This is a genomic window from Cupriavidus sp. 01L45 (assembly GCF_056399885.1).
In genome coordinates, this window is the sequence record NZ_JBFTSG010000176.1 from 1 (window position 1) to 486 (window position 486).

At 62.1% G+C, this 486-nt stretch carries 1 protein-coding gene; it reads right to left on the bottom strand.

What is annotated here, in order from left to right; all coding sequences use genetic code 11:
* The coding region (locus tag AC1DT6_RS40590; RefSeq protein WP_477115630.1) for a molybdenum cofactor synthesis domain-containing protein at window positions 1–486 on the bottom strand (486 nt) is incomplete at both ends.

The following is a 486-nucleotide window of genomic DNA, read 5'->3' on the forward strand; positions in this document are numbered from 1 at the left end:
CTGATAAAAGGTCAGCACCGCGGAAACGGGATTGCCCGGCAGGCCGCAGAACCAGCTGTTTTGCAGCCGGCCGAAAGCAAAAGGTTTGCCCGGCTTGATCGCCAGCTTCCAGAAGCCGATTTTGCCCAACTCTTCCAGCATCGCTTTGGTGTAGTCTGCTTCGCCCACCGAAACGCCGCCGCTGCTGATCACCACGTCGGCCCGGCTGTCCGCTTCAATAAAGGCGGCGCGCAGCGCGGCCTGATTATCGCGAATAATGCCAAGATCTATCACCTCGCAGCCCAGCTTTTCCAGCATCAGGCGCACGGCAAAACGGTTAGTGTCGTAGATCTGGCCGGCGGCCAGCGGTTCGCCGACCGGCTGAAGCTCATCACCGGTAGAGAATACCGCCACGCGCAGCCGACGTTTAACGGCCACTTCCGGCACGCCCAGCGAGGCCAGCAGCGGCAGCTCCGCCGTGCCCAGACGAATACCGGCGCTCAGCAC